Consider the following 21,379-nt stretch of genomic DNA (forward strand, 5'->3'; position numbering starts at 1 on the left):
GGGCCAGCCTCAAACGTCGTTGGCGGAATTATAGACGTTCACATCCATCTCGCCCTCCCACCGCGCGACGGCGGTGGCGATGGCGAGATCGGAGGTGACGTTGGGAACGGTGCGGGTCATGTCGAGGATGCGGTCGAAGGGCAGGATGAAGCCGACGACGAGCGCGGTCTGCTCGGGCGTGATGCCAATCGCGTGGAGCACTGCGGCGAGGACGAATAGCGAGCCCGAAGGCACCGGCGCCACACCCATTGCGACGATGGTGGTGGTCGCAGCGATCACCAGATAATCGGCCCAGTCGAGCGGCACGCCGAACGCCTGCGCGGCGAACAGGGTGAGCATTGCGACATACATCGCCGCCCCGTCCATGCCGATCGTCGCGCCGAGCGGGAGCACGGTCGAGGCGACGGGCTTGGACACGCCGAGATTGTTCTGCGCGACGCGGATCGCGACGGGGAGCGTCGCCGAGCTGGACGAGGTCGAGAAGCCGACCATGATCGCGTCGGCGATGCCGCGGAAGAAGGGGAGCGGCGACAGCCACGCCATCAGCCGCACGACGATGAGGCCGTGGATCAGCAGTGTGACGACCGCCGAGCCGATGACAACGCAGATGGCGAGCTTGAGCACGGCCAGGAAGCTCGCCGGGCCGCTGGTGCCCATCACTACGGCGATCAGCGCGAAGACGCCAAACGGCGCGGTCTCCATCACGAAGCCGACGATCTTGAGCATCACATCCGACGCGCCGTTGAGAAAGGCGCGGATCGGTTCGGCACCCTTGCCCGCGGCGATCACGCCGGCGCCGACGAGGATGGCGAAGAAGATCACAGACAGCGTCTTGCCCTCGGCCATCGCGCCGACGGGATTGTCGGGGATGATCTCCATGAACATCCGCGCGGTATCGGGCGGGGTTCCCATCGCTTTGGGCACCGCGTCGGCGAAGGTAGCGCCGATACCGGGGCCAATCAGCGTCGCAACGGTAAGCCCGGTGGTGACGGCGAGCGCGGTGGTGAACACGTACATGGCGAGCGTCTTCACGCCGATGCTGCCCAGCCGCTTGGGATCGGCGAGCGCAGCGACACCTGCGGCGATGGTGAGGAAGACAAGGGGGACGACGAGCATGCGGATCAGGCGCACGAACAGCTCGCCGATCCAGGTGATCGAAGTGGCGCCCGGCCCCCAGATGACGCCGACGATCGCGCCGAGGACAAGCGCGCCGAGAATACGCTTCCACAGCGCGACCCCGAACCACCAATGCAGCGCGCGGCTGAACGGGCGCAACTGTGCCGCGGGGGCGATCGGCTCAGGAGGTGTCGTCTCGGTCATCGCGCAGCTCCGGTCTTGTTGGTGCGGCTTGAGGCCAAGCCTGGATCATCAACGAGGACGGGGGAAACTGGATGCATCCCGCCGGGTTGCTCCCGCGCCGCCGTGACTGGCGGCGCGGGAGCGGGGTGCCCCTAGAAGCGCTTGCTGACCGAGAAATAGATCTGGCGGCCGCGATTGCCGTAGAGATCGCCGATATAGCCCGTCGGCTGATCGGCGATCGGCGCTAGCGTGTTGAACAGGTTGCGCGCGCCCACGCGCAGGCGAAGGCTGTCCATCGGCCCGCCATCGACGGTGTATTGCGCGTACAGGCTGTGGGTGAGGTAGTCCTTGACCTTGAACCGGGTGCCATCGGCGAGCGAGGCGGACGTGTCGACGACTGACCCGACATAATTGGCATAATAGCCGATGCCGAAGCCCTCATAGCGCCAGGTGACGCTGGCCGAACCGCGCCATTTCGGGCGGCCATTCTCTTCGATCAGGCTTTGTGCGCCGGTGATGTTGATCGTCGGATCGATCTTCCCCGAAGCTTGGGCCGCGATCAGCGCTTGCGCCGCGGGTCCGGGCACCTGGTAGAATTCGAGCAGTCGGGCGGCGTTCACCCGGGCGCTGAAATCGCCGATGCCGGTGTCCTTGACCTGATAGTACACGCCGAGATCATACCCGCGCACGCTGCGGGGCGTGAGGTTGGCGTAGTTGTCGATCACCTGGATCACCCGGCCGACCGGTGCGACGCCGGTGCCGGCGAAGTCCAGAATCTCCTGCGGGGTCGGGTCTGCTCGCTGGACGTTCGGGTTCGATGAACCGGACAGACGCAGGAAATAGTCGAGGACGAGCGCGTTCGAATCCCCGAACAGGCCGATCACGTTCTTCTGCCGGATTTCCCAATAGTCGGCGGTGAAAGTGAGGCGGCCGGCGCGGCCCATCTTGAGCTGGAAGGTGCCGCCCAGCGAAAGGCTGTCGGATTCCTCGGGGATCAGATCCTGGCTGCCCGAACGATTGCTGACGACGCCCTGGCTGCGCGTACAGGCATCGAAATTGGCGATCCGGCCGGCGCGGCGATCCGCCTCGCACTTCACCCAATCGGTGCGGGTGTTCGAGCGCTGGATGCCGTTTTCGAACAACTGGGGCAGGTTGGGCGCGCGGAAGCCTTGCGACCAGGAGCCGCGCAGCTGAAGGTTGGCGAAGGGGTACCACGACACGGCGACCTTGGGCTTCGCGACGGTGTTGAAGCCCTGATAGGACTCGACGCGCCCCGCGAGCTGCAGATCGAGCGAGCGGATCAGCGGCACGTTCATGTCCGGTCCGACGATCGGCACCGCGAATTCGAGGAAGCCGGAAATGGTATCGCGCGAGCCGCCGCTGTCAGGCGTCGGGCTGGCGCCCAGCGTGTCGCTGCCGTTGGACGAGCCGTCGAGCGCGGTGAAGCGGATGGTGCCGTCGAGCCGCGGATCGCGGTCGTCGGCGAAGGTTTCGTGGCGGAACTCGACGCCCGCCGCCATCCCGACCCGTCCGGCAGGCAGGTTGAGCAGATCATTCTTGCTGATCTTGAAGTCGGCCATCGCCAGCTCGGTCGTGCTGATGCGGTAAATGTCGACCATGAAGCTGTCGATCACGCTCTGTGGATTGGGCGTGGAATCGAGGCGGCCGGGGTTGAGCGGGTCGCCACCGTTGAAGGGGTTATAGGCACTCGCATCGGTTCGGCTCAGCGCTTCCTGGAACCGGGTCAGGCTGACCGTGTGCATCGAATCGCGGGTGCGGGCACGCGAGTAGAGTGCCGCGCTGTCGAAATCGAAGCCAAGCAGCTTGCCGCGGAAGCCGCCGAGGAAACGCATCGTGTCGTTGCGGACGTTGACGACGAGCGGGCCGGCATCGACGGGGCGATAGTCGATCAGTTCGATCGGTACGCCGGTGGTGGCGACCCCGGTGAGGCCAGGGATGCGATAGGCGCTGCCGACCGGGCCGAACGGATTGTAATAGCCGTTGGCGGGGATGATCAGCCGCTGGCTGGCCAGCGACGTATCCTGTTCGCGCTGCGACTGGAAATCGGCGCGATACCACCCCGCCTCGGCGAAGAATTCGAGCCCGCTGTCGAATTCGTGGTTGAAGAAGCCGAACAGGTTGATGCGGTCGTTGCGGCCCATCAGCGTGCGGACGTTGTTGATGTCGTATTTGAGGTTGTTGTCGGTCGAGGCGGTCGAGAGCGAGCTGTTGTCCCAGCAGGTGCCAGCATAGGAGGTCGCCGCGATGCAGCCTTCATTGGTGTTGGGCTGAATATGGAAGATACCGCTGGTGGTGAGCGTGGTACCGTTGACCTGCGCCGCGGTGGTCGACGCGACATAGCTGTTGGTCAGCCGCTGGAACTCGCCCCAGATGCTGTCGGTCGACGTGTTGTCGAAATCGGTGTCATTGGCAAAGGGCGTGCCCGCGACCAATGGCCGCAAGTCGGCCGAGCGCGAATTACGGCGTTCGCGGGCGTAGAGCGGGTCGCGATGGTTAAACGAACCGAATAGCGAGATGTTGGTCTTGCCGCCGTTGAAGCTGTGGCCGGCTTCGAATGCGAACTCGCTCTCGACCTGACCCGAATTCTCGGTGAAGCCGACCTCGGCGGTGGCGCGAATGCCCTTGAAGTTGCTTTTGAGCACGGTGTTGATCACGCCGGCGACCGCGTCCGAGCCGTAGATGGCGGCGGCGCCGTCGAGAAGCACCTCGACCCGGCTGACGCCCATCACCGGGATGGTGTTGGTATTGACACTCTGCACCGGGACGAGGTTCTCGCTCTGGGTGCCCGGGTGGAGGACCATGCGGCGGCCGTTGAGCAGGACCAGCGTGTTGCCGGTGCCAAGCGCGCGCAGGTTGATCGAGGCGGTGTCACCGCGCGCGTCGTTGATGCCGCCGGCGTCGCGGCTTTCGTTGAAGGCGACGTCGCCCGCCTGCGGGATCGAACGGAACAGATCGTCCCCGTTGGTGGCGGCGATGGCAGCGATATCATCTTCGTTGAGCACGGTGACCGGCAGTGCGCCGGCGACATCGGCCCCCTTGATCTGCGAGCCGATGACGACGACTTCCTGAGCCTCGGGCTCGGCTTGGGGCGTTTCGGGCGTGTCCTGCGCCATGGCGGCGCTGGCGGTGGCGAGCAGCGAGATGCCGCCCATCAGTCCCGCGATACGGATTGCAGTCTTCATGGGTTTCCCTTCCCTGATTATTTGCCTGCGGCGTCTTTGGCGCGCCGTCAGGCCGTCCCCTCGATAAGTTGCGCGACGCGTTCGGCCGACCCTGCAGCATAGGTCCAGCCGAGCCCGCCATGCCCGGTATTGGCGATCACCCCGGGCGCGATGGTCCGGGTGACCGGCAGCGAATCGGGGGTCATCGGGCGAAGCCCGGCCCAACTCGATTCGATATGGTCGTAATCCGCGGCGTTGGGCAGCGCGGCGCGCGCGCTGTCGATGAGCGCGCGGACTCGTCTGGGCTCGACCCTTGTGTCGCGCTTGCCCAGCTCAGCCAGCCCGGCGATCCGCATCCGGTTGCCGAGCCGGGCGAAGACGACGCGATTGGCAACGTCGGTGATGCTGGCGGCGGGCGCCGCGGCGCCGGTGGGCGCGGTGATCGAATAGCCCTTCATTGGCTGGACGGGGAGCCGCACGCCGAGGGTGCGGGCGAGCCTGGGTGCGCCGGGTCCGGCGGCGAGGATGATGCGGTCGGCGGGGACCCGGCTTCCGCATTGGGTGACGATCGCGGGCACGCCGCCAGTCGCATCGATCCGCGCAACCGGCAGGCTGAACATCGAACTTCCGCCGCCGCGGATCAGCGCCTCGTGCGCAGCGGTGCAGAACCGGTGGGGATCGCCGACCTCCTCGTCCGCGGTGTAGAGCGCGCCGGCGATCTCGTTGCGGACTGGCGCCAGCATCGGTTCGAGCGCGACCGCGGCGTCAGGATCGAGCAATGTCTGCGTGATGCCGCCTGCCTGCTTGAGCGCGACCATTGCCTGTGCGCCCGCGAACGATTCCTCAGAGCGATAGAGGTGGATCTTTCCGGGGACGCTGTGACCATAATCGAGCGCGTGACGTTCGGTGAGCGCCCGGAGCGCACGGCGTGATTCTGCGGCGAGGGTGAGGCCGGCCAGCGTGTTGCGGCGAAAAGCGCCGGTGCTGCAGTTGCGCAGGAAGGCAAGACTCCAGCGCAGGAAATCGGGATCGAGATGGAGCTGGAAGCGCAGAGCCGGATCGAGGCCGAGCAGGATGCGTGGAATCTGGCCGAGCACCGAAGGACTGGCGAGCGCGTCGGTATAGGCGAAGCTGAGCTGTGCGCCATTGGCGAAGGAGGTGCCGAGGCCGGGGCCGCGCGCGGCATCGACCACGGTCACGCGGTGCCCGCGATCGGCCAGCGTCAGCGCAGTGGCCATGCCGACCACGCCCGCGCCCAGCACGATGATCTCCTCGCCGCGGCTCATCGGGCGCACGGATTCAAGGCGGTCGGTCGGATCAGGATGCGCACTCCCCCGCGCAACCGTCCCAGTGGTTACGCGAGGAGAGGATGGCCGCTCCGCCCGCGCGTGCGAAGTCCGGAATCGATCAGCAGATCATAGCCACAGGTTATGGCTGGACGCGGCTCTCGACGAGGATGCCCTCAAGCGTGCGAAGGAAGAGCCGTGCGACGCGCGATGGCTGGCGTTCCTCGAGCGTGGTCCAGGAGATGGTGAAGCGCAGCGGCGGATCGGTGGGCAGCCATTTGAAGCCCGGCGCGGCCCAGGCGCGCGCGGTGAATTCATCGACGACGGTGACGCCGCCTTCGAGCTGGGCGAGGCGCGCGGCGATGAAGAAGGTCTGGACTGACACGGTCTCGCGGAAAACGAGGCCGCGTTCGCGTGCCGCCTGAGTCAGAACGTCGCCAATCGGGCCGGTGGCGGCGACGCCGATCACGTCGCGATCGGCGAGCAGATCGAGCGGGAAGCGCGGACCGGTCGGCGCGAACATGCCGTCAGGGAACATCACCACCAGCTCGCCCTCGGCCAGCACCTGCCGGGTCAGGCGGGGATGCGGGGGCGGGGTGTAGGCGATGGCGAGGTCGATCTCGCGACCGATCAGCGAACGGACCAGATCGTCATGATGGTGGGTATGGACCTCGAACGTCACGCGTGGCCATTCGCGGCGGAATTGCGCCATCGCCTGCGGCACGATGTCGAGCGCGAGGCTGGGAACGATGCCGAGCCGGATATGCCCGCCGCCGGCCTGGGCAAGGTTACGTGCGGTCTGCTGAAGCGTGTCGAGCCGTTCGAACAGGTCGCCGGCCTCACGCATCAGCGCATGCGCTTCATCGGTCGGGATCAGGCGGCCGCGTGAGAGCTGGAAGAGAGGAATGCCGAGACTGTCCTCGGCATGGTGGAGCGTTTTCGAGACCGAGGGCTGGGAAACGCCGAGCGCGCGGGCCGCCGCGCTGATCGAGCCGTGAAGATAGACGGCGTGGAAGACTTCGAGCTGACGGAAACGCATGACCGCCATCTTAGGGGCGGGCGCGGCGGGAGCAATGACCTTGACGCAAAGCCAGTCTGGCGAACGCTACGTTAACTCCGTGTCGTTACTGCAGTGGAACGGAATTCACCGGAGGACGGTTTGGACGGCGATCTGAAGTACAGCTTGCCGCGCTGGCGCGCGACGCAATGGCTGACCCGGACGCGCCGTCCGGTCAGTCGGGCGATTCACGTCGCGCAGGTGAGTACGCTCTACAGCTCGCTGGCGATCTTTTATTCGGCCGCACTCGCGACATTGCTCTGCGCCGCGGCAATCTGGTGGCGGCACCAGACGCTGTTGTTCGCGATCTGGCTGGTGCTGGAACTGGCGACGATCGGGGTAAGGATCGTGCTGCTCAATCGCGACCGGAGCGCGGCGAAGCGCGGCGCGGTGACCGGGACTGACCTCTATCTGCTGATGACATTGCTGTGGGCGGGGACGCTTGGCTATGGCGCGGCGATCACGACGCTGAGCGGCGACTATGCTGCGGCGATCGTGGTCAATATCGCCACCGCGTGCATCGCGGGGGGCATGAGCATCCGCTATTTCGGCGCGCCGCGCTTCGTGCTGTTGGTTTGCACCGCGACGCTGGGGCCGATGGCGGTAAGCGCCGCCTTTGCGGACGATCCGGTCTTGCTGGTCACCACGATCCAGGCGCCGCTGGCGCTGTTCAGCATGTCGCAGGCGGCAAAGCGGCTCAACGGCATGATGATCGCGACGATGGAGGCCGAACATGCGCATGCCCATCGCGCGGCGCACGACCCGCTCACGGGGTTGCTCAATCGTTCGGGGTTCATGCACGCAGCCGCGCAGCGGTGCGGGGTGGGCGGCACGCTCTTCTATATCGATCTCGACGGGTTCAAGCAGGTCAATGATCGTCACGGGCATGACGCGGGCGACCAGGTGCTGTGCGAGGTGGCGCAGCGGCTCGTCCGGCTCGCCGGGCGGCACGGCCATGTCGCAAGGCTGGGCGGCGACGAGTTCGTCCTGCTGGCGCCGGTGTTGAGTCCGGGCGCGATCGAGCGGCTGGGTGAACGGGTCGTCGAGCGGGTCGCCGATGCGCCCTATATGCTCGACGATGCCACGGCCCGGATCGGGGTTAGCGTGGGCGCGGCGGCGATGGGTGAGGACGACGCGATCGACGCGGCGCTGCGGCGTGCCGATATGGCGCTTTATGGCGCCAAGACGCGGGGCGGGGGACGCGTGCGGCTTGCGGCCTGAACGGTCAGCTTAGACGCATTTGCCTAAACATAATGGGGGTACGGATTCTCGCGCAGCTCCTCGTAATGGACGATCGCCGCTTCGGGGCCGAGCGGCACCGGCTGGCCGTCGCGGAATGCCCATTCGCCGCGGTCGCAATCCACCGCCGCGACATAGCCGTTGATGTAGAGGCGGCGCTGGTGATCCGCCCGGTTCCGGCCCGATCCGTGAACCAGATAGGGATTCCAGATCGCGAGGTCACCGGGATCGAGGACGAGATCGACAACATTTGCGGGATCGATCCCTGCAGCGATCAGCGCGTCGTCGTTCATCTCGGTTCCCAGCACTTCGGTCGAGGTGTCGAGTTCGAGCGGCCCGGCGACGTGGCTGCGCGGGATGAAGCGCATCGCCCCGCTTTGCGGCGTGTGCGGGTCGATGGCGAGGCCGGTCTGGATGTAGGAGGTGCCGAGGTTGCGATAGGCGGCATCGGGTTTGCGGAAACGCGAATCCTGATGCCAGGCGAAATCGCCGAGTGAACCCGGCGCCTTCCAGTGGAGCTGGTTGATGATCTGTTTGAGATCCGGGCCGATCAGCGGCGCGAGGATATCGAGATAGCGCGGGTCGAGCCGGACCGCGTCGAGCACCGCGTTATGATAGGACGGCCACTGGACCATGCGGACGAGCGGCGCGTCATCGGCATCGGACGCGATATTGTAGAAGAGGTTGCCGTGGCGGAAGCTGCGGCCATGCGCGACGCCCTCTTCATGGATCTGGTCGACCGCAGCGCTGATCGCCGCGACTTCGCTTGGGGAAAACACGCCACGGACGATGGCATAGCCCTGGTCCCGATACGCGGCGACATGATCCATTCTACACTCCTGCGGCGGTAAGACGGTCGAGCTGGTCCCTTGAGAGGGCAAGGTCCCAGCCGGCGATGAGTTCGTCGAGCTGGGCGACGCTGGTGGCGCTGGCGATCGGCGCGGTGACGCCGGGCTGTGCGGCGAGCCAGGCGAGCGCGATGTGCGAGAGGCTGGCGCCGGTTTCTGCGGCAACGGCGTCCATTGCTTCGAGGACAGGGCGGCCTTTGGCTTCCAAGAACGCGGCCATCCGTCCGCCGCGCACGCTCTTCCCGAAATCGGCTTCGCTGCGATATTTGCCGGTGAGGAAGCCCGAGGCGAGGCCGTAATAGGGCAGCACGCCGATATTATGCGCGACGCACAGATCTTGCAGTTCCCCCTCAAAGCGGTGGCGGCTGACGAGATTATATTCTGGCTGGAGCGCACGATAATGCGGCAAACCGTCGCGTGCGGCGATGTCGAGCGCGGACTTGAGCCGTGCCGCGGAGAAGTTCGAGGCGGCGATATGGCGCACTTTGCCCGCGTCGATCAGCGTCTGGAAGGCCGCGAGCACGTCCTCCTGCGGGACATTCTCGTCATCCTGGTGCGCATAATACAGGTCGATCGCCTCGACCCCGAGCCGCTTGAGCGAGGCATCGCAGGCCGCAGCGATGCGGGCCGGCGCCAGCTTCTCGCCACCCTCACCGGGAAGCATCCCGACCTTGGTCGCGATGCCGATACGCCTGCCGCGCGCGCGCATCCATTCGCCGATCAGCGCTTCTGACTCGCCGCCCTTGTGACCCGAAACCCAGGCCGAATAGACGTCGGCGGTATCGACCAGCGTCCCGCCCGCCCCGGCGAACCGGTCGAGCAGCGCGAAGCTGGTATCGCGATCCGCGGTCCAGCCAAAGACGTTGCCGCCGAACACCATCGGCGGCGTTTCGATATCGGTGATGCCGAGCCGCCGCATGCTCACTTCTCCTCCGCGGGTGCGGCCTTGGGTTCGGTCGCGTTGATGTCGAGCATGTCCGCGGCGGCATTGAGCTGCGCGGCCTCGTCGGCGGTGACGCCGGTGGCTTCGTCGGTCGAATTGCATGCCGCAAGCAGGACAAGCGGGAGCAGCAAAAGGGCACGCATCACGACACCTCAATCGGCGAGGAAAACAGGCGGGGCCGCCGCGACGGCAGCCCCGTTACGCTTACTTTTTGAGCTCGCCGTGCGCGGCCTCGACGGCGTTGCCGACCTTGTCTGCGCCCTCGCTGATCGTGTTGCCGACACTGTCGGCGGTGTTCTGGGCATCGCCGAGCGCGCCTTCGGTCGCAGCCTTGATGTCGGCTTCGGCTTCAGACGCGGTGGCGTTCATGTCGGCGCCGATCGCATTGGCGGCTTCGGCGGCTTCGTTCTTCGCCTTGTCGCTGCACGCAGCGAGGCCGAGCGCCGCGACGGCGGCGAGGGGAAGAAGGACTCGTTTCATGCGGATTCCTCTCTGACGTGGCTCTTGAAGTGGCGGGGGCGCCGCGAGGCGCCCGGACGCAAACCTATGTCCCTGCGCCGCCCGGAGCAAGTTTCGAACCCGCCGGTGAGGCGAAATGCCCCAAGACGCTTGCCTCTGACGCCCCATGCGCGTAAATCGGACAGTGTGAACGGCCGCCCGGTGAGGGCGGCCCTTATTGTTTCTGGAGACTTTGACGTGGCCCAGCCGCTCATGCCGCACGCGACCGCTTCCTGGCTGGTCGACAACACCGCGCTCTCGTTCGAGCAGATTGCCGACTTTTGCGGCCTCCACATCCTGGAAGTGCAGGCGATCGCCGACGACACCGCCGCGACCAAGCTGACCGGCCGCGACCCTGTGCGCGCGCACGAACTGACGATGGACGAGATCGAGAAGGGCCAGGCCGATCCCGACTATCGCCTGAAGATGCTGAAGGGTCCCGAGCAGATTCGCCGCACCAAGGGCCCCCGCTATACGCCGGTGTCGAAGCGCGCGGACAAGCCCGACGGCATTGCCTGGATCATCCGTAATCACCCCGAGATTTCGGACGGTGCGATCGGCAAGCTGATCGGAACTACGCGCAACACCATCGCTGCGATCCGCGACCGCAGCCACTGGAACATCGCCAACATCACCCCCAAGGATCCGGTGACGCTGGGTCTGACCAGTCAGCGCGAGCTGGACTCGGCGGTCGCCAAGGCGGCGAAGGCCGCGGGGATCGAGGCACCGGTCGACACCCGTCTGGAGGGCGACCGCGAGGCGCTGCTCGAGCAGCTCCGCGCCGAGCGCGAAGCGGCTTCGCGCGAGCCGGGCGCGCCTGAGCCGACCGCGGAGAACCTCTTCCGCAGCTGAGCTGATTTTCCATTTTCCGGTATTGTGACGGCGCGGCGACTCGACAAGCGAGTCCTGCGCCGTCAATGTTTTGGGTATGGATCGCCTGACCATTTCCCCCGATGTTTCGCTGACGCAGGACGAGCGCTTCGTCGCGACCAGCCATCGCGGGCTGACCTATCCGTTCGGCGAGCGCGTGCCGGGTATCGGCGAAGCGGTCGAGATCGCCCGTGGCGTGCGCTGGATCCGGCTGCCGGTGCCGGGACCGCTCAACCATATCAATTGCTGGCTGCTCGATGACGGCGAGACGACCACCGCGGTCGATACCGGGCTGAACATCGCCGGGGCGGTCGAGGCGTGGCGTGCGCTGTTCGCGGCGGCACCGCTGGCGGAGCGGCCGGTGGGGCGGGTGATCTGCACGCACTTCCACCCCGATCATGCCGGGCTCGCCGGCTGGTTGTGCCGCAAGTTCCGGACACGGCTGTGGATGACCCGCGGCGAATGGCTGACGTTGCGGGTGCTCACCGCCGACGCGCGCGATGTCGTGCCGGACGAACAGGTCGCCTTCTGGCGCGCGGCGGGATGGGACGACGCGCAGATCGCCGAAGCCTCGGCTGGCGGGTTCGGGCGGATGAGCAGGATGGTCGCGCCGCTGCCGCTGTCGTACCGGCGCATCGTCGATGGCGAGCGCATCGCAATCGGGGGCACGGACTGGCGCGTGGTGACCGCATCGGGCCATTGCCCCGAACATGCCTGCCTGTGGAACGAGGGCGAGGGGGTGCTGATCGCGGGGGACCAGATATTACCGCGGATCAGTTCGAACGTGTCGCTCGGGCTGACGGAGCCGGAGGCCGATCCGCTGGGTGAATGGCTGGCATCGATCAACAAGCTGATGGGGCTGCCCGGCGACCTGCTGGTGCTGCCCGCGCATGGCGAGCCGTTCACGGGGCTGCATCCGCGACTGGCGGCGCTGCGTGACGAGCATTTGAAGCGGCTCGATATCCTCGAAGCGCACCTCACCGAACCGCGGCGCGCGGTCGACTGTTTCGGGCGGATGTTCCGGCGCAAGATCGACGGCAGCATGATCGGCCTCGCCACCGGCGAGACGCTGGCGCATCTGCGGCGGCTGGAGGTCGAGGGGCGGGCAATGCGCGAGGAACGCGACGGCGTCTGGTGGTATCGCGCGCCTTGACCGCGTGACGTTCGTCGAACCGGGTTTGTGCCGCGAGGAAGGCCGCCTAGGATAGGCGCCGAGCCGATTCAGGGAGAGCTGCGCGATGTGTGATGATCTGACCGACGCCGACAACGAGCGCGCCTTCGGCAAGGTGTCGCGGCGCGATTTTGCGGGGATGACCGGCGCGGCGGCGCTTGCGGCGCTGCTGCCCGCGCCTGCCAATGCCCAGACGCTGAAGCATCGCGACATCACGATCAAGACGCCGGATGGCGTCGCGCAGGCCTATTTCACCGCGCCCGCCAAGGGCAGGCATCCAGCGGTGCTGGTGTGGCCCGACGTATTCGGGCTGCGCCCCGCGTTCCGCAAGATGGGCGAGCGGCTGGCGCAATCGGGCTATGCCGTGCTGACGGTCAACCAATTCTACCGCAACAGCGGGCTGCCGATCTTCAAGGAAGGCGAATCCTGGGATCAGCCGGAAGTGCGCGGGCGGATCATGCCGTGGCGGCAGGCGCTGACCGCCGACGCGATCGCGCGCGATGCGGGCGCGTTCCTTGCCTTTCTCGACAAGCAGCCCGAGGTCGATCCGAAGCGCGGTGCCGGAACCACCGGCTATTGCATGGGCGGCCCGATCATCATGCAGACCGCCGCGGCCTTGCCAGGTCGCATCCGCGCGGCGGCGTCGTTTCATGGCGGTGGGCTTGCCACCGACAAGCCCGACAGCCCGCATCTGCTGATCCCCAAGATGAAGGCGAATTTCCTGATCGCGGTCGCCGAGAATGACGACAAGCGCTTCCCGCAGGAGAAGGAAACGCTGCGCACGGCGTTCGCCGAGGCGAAGCTGCCCGCCGAGATCGAGGTCTATGCCGGCGCCATGCACGGCTGGTGCCCACCCGACAGCCCGGTGTACAATCAGGTGCAGGCCGAGAAGGCCTGGGGCCGGCTGCTGGCGTTGTTCGGGAAGAGCCTAGGCTAGCTTCGATCCCAATTCTGCCGCCAGATATTCGAGGTTGGCGATACGGCGCCACAGGCCGCTGTCTGTGATTGCATCCATGCGGAAGAAGCGGCGCATCGCCGGGAATTCCGGGTCGATCACGCGATGCATGTAGCCGGGTGACAACAGCCCGCCATGCTCGTCGCCCATTGGCCCCATGCGGCGGCGCAGCGCATAGGTATGCTGGCGCACCCAGACCGGACGGATCCGCGTCGACCATTCGGTAAAGCGATGCTTTCGGTCCGGTCCTGCGGTGAAATCATGGCCATAGGCCGAGGGCTGGGCGGCGAGCTGCGGGTCGATCGCGTTGAGCAGCGCCGCCTCGAACCGGCCGGCGTGCTTGAGGCCGAGCGGGATCGTCATCGCCTGCGCCACCACCTGATGGTCGAGGAAGGGCATGAGATAGGGGCTGTAGCGCCCTTCGAGACTGATCTCGCGCCCGAACAGCGCGCGGCAGCGGATGCGTGGATAGATCTGCTCGATGCGGGTGCGGTCGAGGCGGCCGGTGGCTACGGGCGGCTCGATCGCAGCGCCTATGCGCGTGGCGATGCCGTCGATGAAGCTGCGCGAATCGAAACGCTCGGTCGCGTCGCCCGGCGTGAAGCGCGCGAAGAAGGTGCGGGCGACGTCGTGCGCGCTGAAGCGGCGGTCGGGGAGGTAGAAGAAGTTGCGGTAGATCTCGCCGCACCCGCCCGAAACCGCGAGCGCGCCGCCTGCGTGGCGTGCGATCTGGGCCTCACCATGTGCGCCATTGTCGAAGATATTGCCGAAGGTGGGCAGCCCGTCGAACTGGTGGAAGTTGCGTGCGACCAGCTCGGGAAAGGCGTCCGGGGGCGGAGTCTCGGCATATTTGTCCGTCCACTCGACTTCGAACCCGCAGGCCTTGCCCATCGCCTGCGCAATTTCGACATCCTCGTCGCCGGGCAGACCATAGACATAGAGCTCGGGCTGGCATCCGGCCTGACGCAGCGCGGCGAGGACGAGACGCGAATCGAGCCCGCCCGACAACGGGCTGCGGACATGATTTCCGAACTGCGCGACATGCGCGCCGACGATCGCCGCAAGCGGGGCGCGGTGACGCTCGATCTGTTCGGCAAGCGACAGGCGCGAGGGAGCGGCGGGGAGCGGCTTTTCGACGCGATGGTGGACTACGCCCTGCCGGGTCAGCTCGATCACCGTAAAGGGAGAAAGCGTCTTCAGCTCCGTGAACACCGTGTCGTCGCCGATCGGCATGACGTTGAAGGCGAGTTCGTACACGCCCTGCGCATCGAAGCTGAGCCTTGGCATCGCCTGCGCCGCGGCGAGAAGCGAGGTCGAGAAGATCCGGTCGCCGGTGTCGCAGAAGAGCTGAAAGGCCGAGAAATAGTCGCCGAACAGGAAGGTGCGCCCGCTGCGGCGGATCAGTACGACGAACTGCCCGCCGATCCGGCTCCAGTCGAGCGCGAGCGGGTCCATGCCGAGCAAGGCTTCGAGCGCGGCGCGGCCGAACTTGCCATCGATGACGGGCGTTCCGGCGGCGGCTGCGAAATCTTCGCCGCGCACCAGCAGGCCATCGGGGCCGCCGATGATGTAGGGGAAATGGAGCAACGACCAGCCGGGCAGGGCGTGCTCGGCGGGAGCGCGAAATCCCTGCGCTGCAAACGCTTCGCGTGCCGCTGCGAGTGCGGCGGCGGTGAAGTCGGGATCATCGTTGCGGGCAAGAAACAGGCCGGACATTTCTGCGTCTTAGCCCATCATACCGGCGCTGGCGCGGGAGAATCGCGCCGCTTGTGCATCGGCTTCATCCCTTCCTCGGCGCGCTTGCGGGCGAGATAGGTGTCGAGCCCGATCTGCGCGCCGACCAGCATGTAGACGAAGGGATTGAGCGCGATGCCGACAAAGGTCGCGCCGAACAGATAGATCAAATGCGCATGCTGGAGCGCGGTAGCTAGCGGCGAGATCCACGCCTGATCGGAGGCGGGATCGTGTTGGGCCTTCCAGTAGCGGCGGCGCAGCACTTCCATGCGCACGATGCCGCCGAGATGGATCATCAACCAGAGCGCGAAGCCGGGCCAGCCCTGCTCGCCCAGCATCTCGAAATAGGCCGAATGATAGGCGCGCGACTTGTCGATTTCGGGTGTGCGGACGACGGTGACACTGGCGCCTTCGCCGACCATCTCGATTTTGTCGTACTTGATCTCGTTCTGGCGATACGCCTCGAACCCGCCGCCGAACGGGTGCTCCTTCACATAATCGAGCGTCCATTGCCACACCGCGATCCGGGTCGAGGCGGAGGCGTCGGCCTGATAGGTACGAATCGTGCCCATCCGCTCGCTGAACGCTGTTGGGAGGAAGGGGATGGCGACCAGCGCGAGCGCCGCCGCGCCTCCGATATAGACCATGCGCCGCTTGACGTCGCGCAGCATCAGGATCGCGAGCAGGCCGACGCACAGCAGCCCGGTGCGCGCCTGGGTGCCGATCGGCATCAGCAGGCAGGCGAAGATGAGCAGATAGCCAAAGGTCTTCACGCGCCAGTCGGGCGGGAAGATCGTGCCATGGCGGGTGAACCACAGGATCAGCGGGATCACGCAGATGGAGACGGCGGAGATGATGCTGCCTTCGAACAGGCCGGAATTATTGTCGACATAGAGCTTGAGCTGGCCATAGCCGCCGCCGCCGAGCGCGGTCTTGAGCCCGCCGTTGATGATGATCGTCGCGACCGAGAGCAGCATGAACAGCAACAGCGCTTCGATTCGCAGCTTGGTGCGCAAGGTGAGGGGCAGGAAGATCGCGAAGGCCAGCGCCTTCCACACCCAATCCCATTTGAACGCAGCATCGATCGGGAAATCAGCTTTGGTCGTCGTCCAGTAGCAGTAGACGAGCAGCGCCAGCATCAGCCCCTGCCGCGGGGCGACGCGGGTATCCTTCTTGTCGTCGAAGGCGAGCCACGAGAGCACCGCGAAGCCCACCGCCATCGCCGAGATCGGGAAGGCGTTGAGCAGGAAATAGCTCATCCGCTGGGGCGAGACGACGTCGATATACACATACGCCAGCACGAAGATGAACGGCCGCCGGAAGCCGAGGCCGAAGATCGCCGCGAGGAATGCGATAAAGGCCAGGTCACGCACGCTTGCGGCCCCAGCGGTTGCGCGGCGTTTCGCCCGGAGGCGGGGCATTTTCGTCGTCGAGCGCGGGGCTGTTGATCAGTCGCCAGGCGGTGAGCAGCAGCAAGCCATGCGTCAGGCCCAGCACCAGACTGTCGATCATCCTTGCCGTCCCTTCACGCGCTCACCCGCACTTTTCCTAGCGCAGCGAGGTTGACGCGGCGTTAAGTGCTGGCATGCCAGAGGGCGTTCATCATGCGCATCTTGCACGTCCTCGATCATTCGCTTCCGCTCCATAGCGGCTACACCTTTCGTACCCGCGCGATTCTGAAGGCGCAGATGGAGCGCGGCTGGACCGTCGCCGGGGTTACAGGGCCACGATACCACACGGGTGATGCGCCGTTCGAGACGCTCGACGGAATCGATTTCCACCGGACGAAACAAATGCGGCGGCTGCCCCCGGTGTTGGGCGAGGCGGCCGAGATCGCGACGTTTGCACGACGGATTTGTCAGGTGGTGGAGCGTTTCCGGCCCGATATCCTGCATGCGCATTCGCCAGTCATCGATCCGCTCGCAGCGATGCGCGCGTCGAAGAAATACGGGATTCCGCTGCTCTACGAGATCCGTGCCTTTTGGGAGGATGCGGCGGTTGGCAACGGCACCGGAACCGAAGGGTCGCTCAAATATCGGGCGACGCGCGGACTCGAAACCTATGCGTGCAAGCGCGCAGATGCGGTGGCGGTGATCTGCGAGGGCCTCAGGCGCGACCTGATGGCGCGCGGGATCGACGGCGACAAGATCATGGTCTCGCCCAATGGCGTCGACCTGCATCTGTTCGGCGAGCCGCCTGCGCGCGACGCGGCGCTTTCGACCGAATGGGGATTGGATGACGCCGAGGTGATCGGCTTCATCGGCAGCTTCTATGACTATGAGGGGCTGGACGACCTGATCGCGGCGATGCCGGCGCTGGTCGCCGCGCGCCCCAAAATACGGCTGCTGATGGTCGGCGGTGGACCGATGGAGGAGAAACTGCGCGCGCAGGCCAAGACGTCGAGTGCGGCGGAGGCGATCCATTTCGTCGGGCGCGTGCCGCACGAGCAGGTCGAGCGCTATTATTCACTGATCGATCTGCTGGTCTATCCGCGCAAGCATATGCGGCTTACGGACCTGGTCACGCCGCTCAAACCGATCGAGGCGATGGCGCAGCGGCGGCTGGTCGCGGCGTCGGATGTGGGCGGGCATCGCGAACTGATTCGCGACGGCGACACCGGCACATTGTTTCCGCCCGACGATCCCGCAGCGCTGGCGCAGGCGGTGGCGAAGGTCTTCGAAAATCGCGATGGCTGGGAGACGCAGCGCGAGCGCGGACGGGCGTTCGTTGAGAAAGACCGTAACTGGTCGTCAAACATTTCACGCTACGAACCTGTTTACCAAAAGCTCATTGAGGCGCGCGAACGGTCCGGAAAATGGTAGCGTACAGCATCGCTCAACGTCTGACTCCTAATCTTGCGCTCGCTGGCGCCGGGGCTGCTGGTGTGCTCGTCGCGCTGGCGACACTGGCGATTCCCTATGGGGCGCTTCAGGATATCGTAGTGACGAGTGGCGTTGCCGCGTTCATTCCCGCCGCCGAGCCGCCGCTGGGCGCCACCGCTCGAATCTGTATCGGCGTGTTTGCAGGCGGAGCCGCGGCGCTGATTGCCTGGTTCGTACTTTCGGGGCTGTTGATGTGGCGCGATTCGCGGGGCGAGGCTGAGGTTGGCGAGCGCCCTCCCGCGGTGCGCCGTGCCGATGCCCATCCCGACGCACCGCCGCGCGCGCCGCTGCTCGCGACTCGCGATCTCGGCATGCCGTTCCGCGCCAGGGGCGTGATTGCCGAGGTTGAGCCTGAGACGGTCGCCGCTGAGGTCCACCTGGCTGCGCCGGATGACGAGGCGGAGGCCTATGACCTCGATCTTCCGAAGCTTCCGCCCGAGCCGGTCATCGCGATGGGCACACCCGCGCCGCCTGCGGAGACGATCCCGTCCGTCGTGCTTGCACCCCTTGAGGTGACGACTCCGCCGCCACCGACGCCGCAACCACTGCCCGCCGACCTGGATCAGCCGCTATCGGCGTTCGATCCCGGTGCCATTCCCGATCTTCCGCGTGCGCCGCCGCCGCCGCTGGCACCGCTTACCCGTGCGCCGGCACTCGCCCAGGGCGAACGGCTCGAGACGTTCGAATTGAGGCCGCCGGTGCGCCCTGCGGCGGCTCCCGTCGCTGTCCCCTTGCCGCAGCCCGACAACCTCGCCGCGCCCGAGACCGATGCCAGCGTCAACGCGCTGCTCGATCGGCTGGAGCGCGGCATTGCCCGGCGCACGCATCAGGCGCCCGAACCGGCAGCGGCGACCCCGGTTGTCCTGCCTCCGGTCCCGCAAGCCGAGCCGGTTCCTGTCCCCGCTTCACCGGCTCCCGAGCCCGTTCGCGAGCCCCTGCCGCCGGGGTTGGAAGGCGCGCTTGCCGCGCTGCGCAAGATGGCGGTTCGCGCCTAGCAATCCTCGACGGTCAGCGCTTCGAGCGTGACCTTGGTCGAGTCGGTCGCGTCGGTCGTCCCGGCCACGATGAGATCCGCGACCAGATGGCCGCGCAGGTGTAACTCGGCTTCGGAAATACCAGCGAGCCAGGCATCCAGCGCAGAAGAACGTGCCGCGACCATCGTCAGCCTGTGACGCGCGCCGGTGAAGGTTACGCTCGCCCATGGCGTAGCGGTCGCCACGGTAGGGCTTAGAACCACTCCGGCTTCCGCCGCACTGCGGACCAGCGCGCGCTCGAGCTGCGTGCCCGGGTCGAGCCAGCGGCTCACAGCTGCGTTTCCGGTGTCGGCGGCGGCGCAGAGAGGAACGCCTCGACCCGCGCCAGAGTCCGGATGCGCAACTCGCGGCCATTGCGCAGATCGCCCACCAGCCGCGGGTCGCGCACCGCCAGCCTCCCGAATTTGGTGGCCGGCATACCGTGCTTGCGCAGATACCGTTCCACCTTGCCCAAAATTGCCATCGATCACTCCTGCTCTCCCGACTCGTGCGTCTCTAATGTTCATTAAATGTTCTCATTTCCAACTTGTCTAGGAAAAATCCTACGACTATGTTCGAAACATGGAGTCCATCGAACAACGCGAAGCACTGGAGCGTGCGGCCATGGCGCGGGGGGAGTCGCTGGCGGCACTGTCGCGCCTGATCGGGCGGAATGCGGCTTATCTTCAGCAGTTTGTGGCGCGCGGTTCGCCGCGGTTGCTGGCAGAGTCCGACCGGCGCAAGCTGGCGCGCTACCTTGGGTTGAGCGACGCGGCGCTGGGTGGACCGGCGGTCGAGGGGCTGGTGCCCGTTGCACGGGTGGATGCCGGCGCCGCGGCTGGGCGCGGGCGGCTGGTCGAGACCGAGTTGCGCAGCGAGTTGCTGCTCGACCCCGCGCTGCTGCGGCGGCTGGGGGTGCGCGCGGACATGGCGTCGACGATCCGGGTCGAAGGTGCGTCGATGGAGCCGAACCTGTGTGATGGGGACGAGATCCTGGTCGACGGCGCACGGCGGGCGTTGGGCGCGCGACCGGCGATCTATGTCTTCCGGCGCGAGGGACTGGTGGCGGTCAAAAGGCTGCGCACAATGGGCGCCGAGGTCGAGGTGGTGAGCGATAACCCTGCCTTCGGGCGCGAGGTGATCCCGGTGCAGGCGATCGATGTCGTCGGGCGGGTGGTGTGGCTCCACCGGGCGCTGGTATAAGCGGCGTACACCCTTTGCCGCGCTTTTCGTTTCGGCGACGGTTGTGGTATTTCAACGCCATGCATCATGCACGCGCCAGTCTGGCCAGCATCGTTGCGGCGGCCCTGCTCACCATGCCGGCCACCGCCTCCGCTCAACGTGCCGGGACTTTGGTCTCTGCCGAACCGGTCAACAGCGCGCCGGAGGGGATGCGCGCCTGGCGGGTGGTCTACCGGACGACGAGCGACAGCAACCAACCGATCGAAGTGAGCGGCATGGTGATCGCGCCGGCGCGGCCCGCACCGGGACCCGGGCGGGTAATCGCATGGACGCACGGCGCGATCGGGGTCGCACAGCGGTGTGCACCGTCGCTGGACGACAGTAATTTCAAGGTCATACCGTCGCTCACGGACGTGATCGCGCGGGGCTATACCGTGGTGGCGCCGGACTATCCGGGCCTTGGCTCGGACATGATGCACCCGTTTCTTGCCGGGGTGCCAACCGGGCGATCCGTACTCGACGCGGTGCGGGCAGCGCGGGACATCCGGGGCGTGAATGCCGGGTTGCGCTTTGCGGTTTGGGGTGAATCGCAGGGCGGGTTCGCGGCGCTGTGGACCGGGCAATTGGCGCGGAGCTATGCGCCCGAGTTGAACCTCGTCGGGATCGCGGCGATCGTGCCACCCACCGACCTTGCCCGCAACATGGCCGAGGGGAGCGACAAGCGCGCGCGGACGATCCTGACCGCATTCACCGCCGCGAGCTGGTCGCGCCTCTATGGTGCGCCGATGGCGACGTTCGGCAACCGGTCGACGCAGAATGTGATGCTGCGGCTCGCCGACAACAACTGCATCTCATCGTTCGCCAAGCCCAAACTGGGCCAGATACTGGGGATCGCGATCGCGGAGCGTGCGACCCGTAACCTCGATTTGACCAAGCACCCGCAATGGGCGCGGTTGATCCGCCAGAACAGCGTCTCGCCCGCCGCCGTCCCGTCGCCGCTGCTGGTCGCCACCGGAAGCGGTGATGTGATCGTGGCGCCCGCGGTAGTGCGCGATTTCGCGCAGCGCGCGTGCCGGGCGGGCAAGACCGTCCGCTACATCTCGATCCCCGGCGGGGAGCATGCGACGGTCGCGCGGACCGAAGCGAAGCCGACGCTCGACTGGATCGATGCGCGGTTCGCGGGTCAGCGCGCGCCCAGCGACTGCGGGAGGATCTAGCGG

The 21,379-nt window shown here is 66.5% G+C and carries 21 protein-coding genes; 8 read left to right on the top strand and 13 right to left on the bottom strand.

Annotated elements, in window-relative coordinates; translation table 11 throughout:
* Nucleotides 1–9: 9 nt before the first annotated feature.
* From AC07NK_RS06870 to AC07NK_RS06885, 4 genes are all read right to left on the bottom strand, one after another.
* The gene (locus AC07NK_RS06870; protein ID WP_495169843.1) at nucleotides 10–1,320 is read right to left on the bottom strand and encodes a dicarboxylate/amino acid:cation symporter; all 1,311 of its coding nucleotides are present in this window, start codon (nucleotides 1,318–1,320) and stop codon (nucleotides 10–12) included.
* A 131-nt stretch (nucleotides 1,321–1,451) separates the two neighbouring features.
* The gene (locus AC07NK_RS06875; RefSeq protein ID WP_495169844.1) at nucleotides 1,452–4,502 is read right to left on the bottom strand and encodes a TonB-dependent receptor domain-containing protein; all 3,051 of its coding nucleotides are present in this window, start codon (nucleotides 4,500–4,502) and stop codon (nucleotides 1,452–1,454) included.
* 47 nt (nucleotides 4,503–4,549) lie between these two features.
* A complete protein-coding gene (locus tag AC07NK_RS06880; protein ID WP_495169845.1) occupies nucleotides 4,550–5,767 on the bottom strand; it encodes an FAD-dependent oxidoreductase in 1,218 nt (405 codons plus the stop codon).
* 142 nt (nucleotides 5,768–5,909) lie between these two features.
* Nucleotides 5,910–6,806, bottom strand: a complete 897-nt coding sequence (locus tag AC07NK_RS06885) for a LysR family transcriptional regulator (RefSeq protein ID WP_495169846.1) — start codon at nucleotides 6,804–6,806, stop codon at nucleotides 5,910–5,912.
* A 120-nt stretch (nucleotides 6,807–6,926) separates the two neighbouring features.
* Between AC07NK_RS06885 and AC07NK_RS06890 the strand changes: the two genes are divergently transcribed.
* On the top strand, nucleotides 6,927–8,045 hold the full coding sequence (locus AC07NK_RS06890) for a GGDEF domain-containing protein (protein WP_495169847.1): 1,119 nt from the start codon (nucleotides 6,927–6,929) through the stop codon (nucleotides 8,043–8,045).
* Between the two features lie 23 nt (nucleotides 8,046–8,068).
* Here the strand turns inward: AC07NK_RS06890 and AC07NK_RS06895 are convergent, their stop codons facing one another.
* From AC07NK_RS06895 to AC07NK_RS06910, 4 genes are all read right to left on the bottom strand, one after another.
* The gene (locus AC07NK_RS06895) at nucleotides 8,069–8,893 is read right to left on the bottom strand and encodes a phytanoyl-CoA dioxygenase family protein (RefSeq protein ID WP_495169848.1); all 825 of its coding nucleotides are present in this window, start codon (nucleotides 8,891–8,893) and stop codon (nucleotides 8,069–8,071) included.
* A 1-nt stretch (nucleotide 8,894) separates the two neighbouring features.
* The gene (locus AC07NK_RS06900; protein ID WP_495169849.1) at nucleotides 8,895–9,830 is read right to left on the bottom strand and encodes an aldo/keto reductase; all 936 of its coding nucleotides are present in this window, start codon (nucleotides 9,828–9,830) and stop codon (nucleotides 8,895–8,897) included.
* Between the two features lie 2 nt (nucleotides 9,831–9,832).
* Nucleotides 9,833–9,997 (bottom strand): hypothetical protein, encoded by a 165-nt coding sequence (locus AC07NK_RS06905; RefSeq protein WP_495169850.1) that lies wholly within the window; start codon nucleotides 9,995–9,997, stop codon nucleotides 9,833–9,835.
* 61 nt (nucleotides 9,998–10,058) lie between these two features.
* Complete coding sequence (locus tag AC07NK_RS06910) at nucleotides 10,059–10,334, bottom strand: hypothetical protein (RefSeq protein WP_495169851.1); 276 nt, start codon at nucleotides 10,332–10,334, stop codon at nucleotides 10,059–10,061.
* A gap of 216 nt (nucleotides 10,335–10,550) precedes the next feature.
* Between AC07NK_RS06910 and AC07NK_RS06915 the strand changes: the two genes are divergently transcribed.
* The 3 genes from AC07NK_RS06915 to AC07NK_RS06925 all read left to right on the top strand — a co-directional run bounded on the left by AC07NK_RS06915 (nucleotide 10,551) and on the right by AC07NK_RS06925 (nucleotide 13,330).
* On the top strand, nucleotides 10,551–11,204 hold the full coding sequence (locus tag AC07NK_RS06915; protein WP_495169852.1) for a DUF1013 domain-containing protein: 654 nt from the start codon (nucleotides 10,551–10,553) through the stop codon (nucleotides 11,202–11,204).
* A gap of 76 nt (nucleotides 11,205–11,280) precedes the next feature.
* On the top strand, nucleotides 11,281–12,375 hold the full coding sequence (locus AC07NK_RS06920; RefSeq protein ID WP_495169853.1) for an MBL fold metallo-hydrolase: 1,095 nt from the start codon (nucleotides 11,281–11,283) through the stop codon (nucleotides 12,373–12,375).
* A gap of 85 nt (nucleotides 12,376–12,460) precedes the next feature.
* The gene (locus AC07NK_RS06925) at nucleotides 12,461–13,330 is read left to right on the top strand and encodes a dienelactone hydrolase family protein (protein ID WP_495169854.1); all 870 of its coding nucleotides are present in this window, start codon (nucleotides 12,461–12,463) and stop codon (nucleotides 13,328–13,330) included.
* Here AC07NK_RS06925 and AC07NK_RS06930 read toward each other — a convergent pair.
* From AC07NK_RS06930 to AC07NK_RS06940, 3 genes are read right to left on the bottom strand one after another with little or no spacing between them, the layout of a single operon-like run.
* Complete coding sequence (locus AC07NK_RS06930; RefSeq protein ID WP_495169855.1) at nucleotides 13,322–15,064, bottom strand: asparagine synthetase B family protein; 1,743 nt, start codon at nucleotides 15,062–15,064, stop codon at nucleotides 13,322–13,324. The two genes, AC07NK_RS06925 and AC07NK_RS06930, sit on opposite strands and share 9 nt — an antisense overlap.
* A gap of 17 nt (nucleotides 15,065–15,081) precedes the next feature.
* Nucleotides 15,082–16,455 carry a DUF5935 domain-containing protein gene (locus tag AC07NK_RS06935; RefSeq protein WP_495169856.1) on the bottom strand — a complete coding sequence of 458 codons (1,374 nt, stop codon included), beginning with the start codon at nucleotides 16,453–16,455 and terminating at the stop codon, nucleotides 15,082–15,084.
* On the bottom strand, nucleotides 16,448–16,594 hold the full coding sequence (locus tag AC07NK_RS06940) for a hypothetical protein (protein ID WP_495169857.1): 147 nt from the start codon (nucleotides 16,592–16,594) through the stop codon (nucleotides 16,448–16,450). The genes AC07NK_RS06935 and AC07NK_RS06940 overlap by 8 nt, the downstream gene beginning before the upstream one ends.
* A 92-nt stretch (nucleotides 16,595–16,686) precedes the next feature.
* Here AC07NK_RS06940 and AC07NK_RS06945 point away from each other — a divergent pair, with 92 nt between their 5' ends.
* Both AC07NK_RS06945 and AC07NK_RS06950 read left to right on the top strand, forming a co-directional pair.
* On the top strand, nucleotides 16,687–17,904 hold the full coding sequence (locus tag AC07NK_RS06945) for a TIGR04063 family PEP-CTERM/XrtA system glycosyltransferase (RefSeq protein ID WP_495169858.1): 1,218 nt from the start codon (nucleotides 16,687–16,689) through the stop codon (nucleotides 17,902–17,904).
* A gap of 62 nt (nucleotides 17,905–17,966) precedes the next feature.
* Nucleotides 17,967–18,959 (top strand): hypothetical protein, encoded by a 993-nt coding sequence (locus AC07NK_RS06950; protein ID WP_495169859.1) that lies wholly within the window; start codon nucleotides 17,967–17,969, stop codon nucleotides 18,957–18,959.
* Here the strand turns inward: AC07NK_RS06950 and AC07NK_RS06955 are convergent.
* Both AC07NK_RS06955 and AC07NK_RS06960 read right to left on the bottom strand, forming a co-directional pair.
* Nucleotides 18,956–19,270 (bottom strand): hypothetical protein, encoded by a 315-nt coding sequence (locus tag AC07NK_RS06955; RefSeq protein WP_495169860.1) that lies wholly within the window; start codon nucleotides 19,268–19,270, stop codon nucleotides 18,956–18,958. The two genes, AC07NK_RS06950 and AC07NK_RS06955, sit on opposite strands and share 4 nt — an antisense overlap.
* Nucleotides 19,267–19,461: a hypothetical protein gene (locus AC07NK_RS06960; RefSeq protein ID WP_495169861.1), complete on the bottom strand. Its 195-nt coding sequence runs from the start codon at nucleotides 19,459–19,461 to the stop codon at nucleotides 19,267–19,269. Before AC07NK_RS06960 ends, AC07NK_RS06955 begins: the two co-directional genes overlap by 4 nt.
* A gap of 98 nt (nucleotides 19,462–19,559) precedes the next feature.
* Between AC07NK_RS06960 and AC07NK_RS06965 the strand changes: the two genes are divergently transcribed.
* On the top strand, nucleotides 19,560–20,180 hold the full coding sequence (locus AC07NK_RS06965; protein WP_495169862.1) for a S24 family peptidase: 621 nt from the start codon (nucleotides 19,560–19,562) through the stop codon (nucleotides 20,178–20,180).
* Nucleotides 20,181–20,239: 59 nt separating this feature from the next.
* A complete protein-coding gene (locus AC07NK_RS06970; RefSeq protein WP_495169863.1) occupies nucleotides 20,240–21,376 on the top strand; it encodes an alpha/beta fold hydrolase in 1,137 nt (378 codons plus the stop codon).
* The last annotated feature ends 3 nt before the right edge of the window (nucleotides 21,377–21,379 follow it).

The sequence above is a fragment of the Sphingomonas sp. GW821-FHT09B04 genome, from assembly GCF_059418285.1.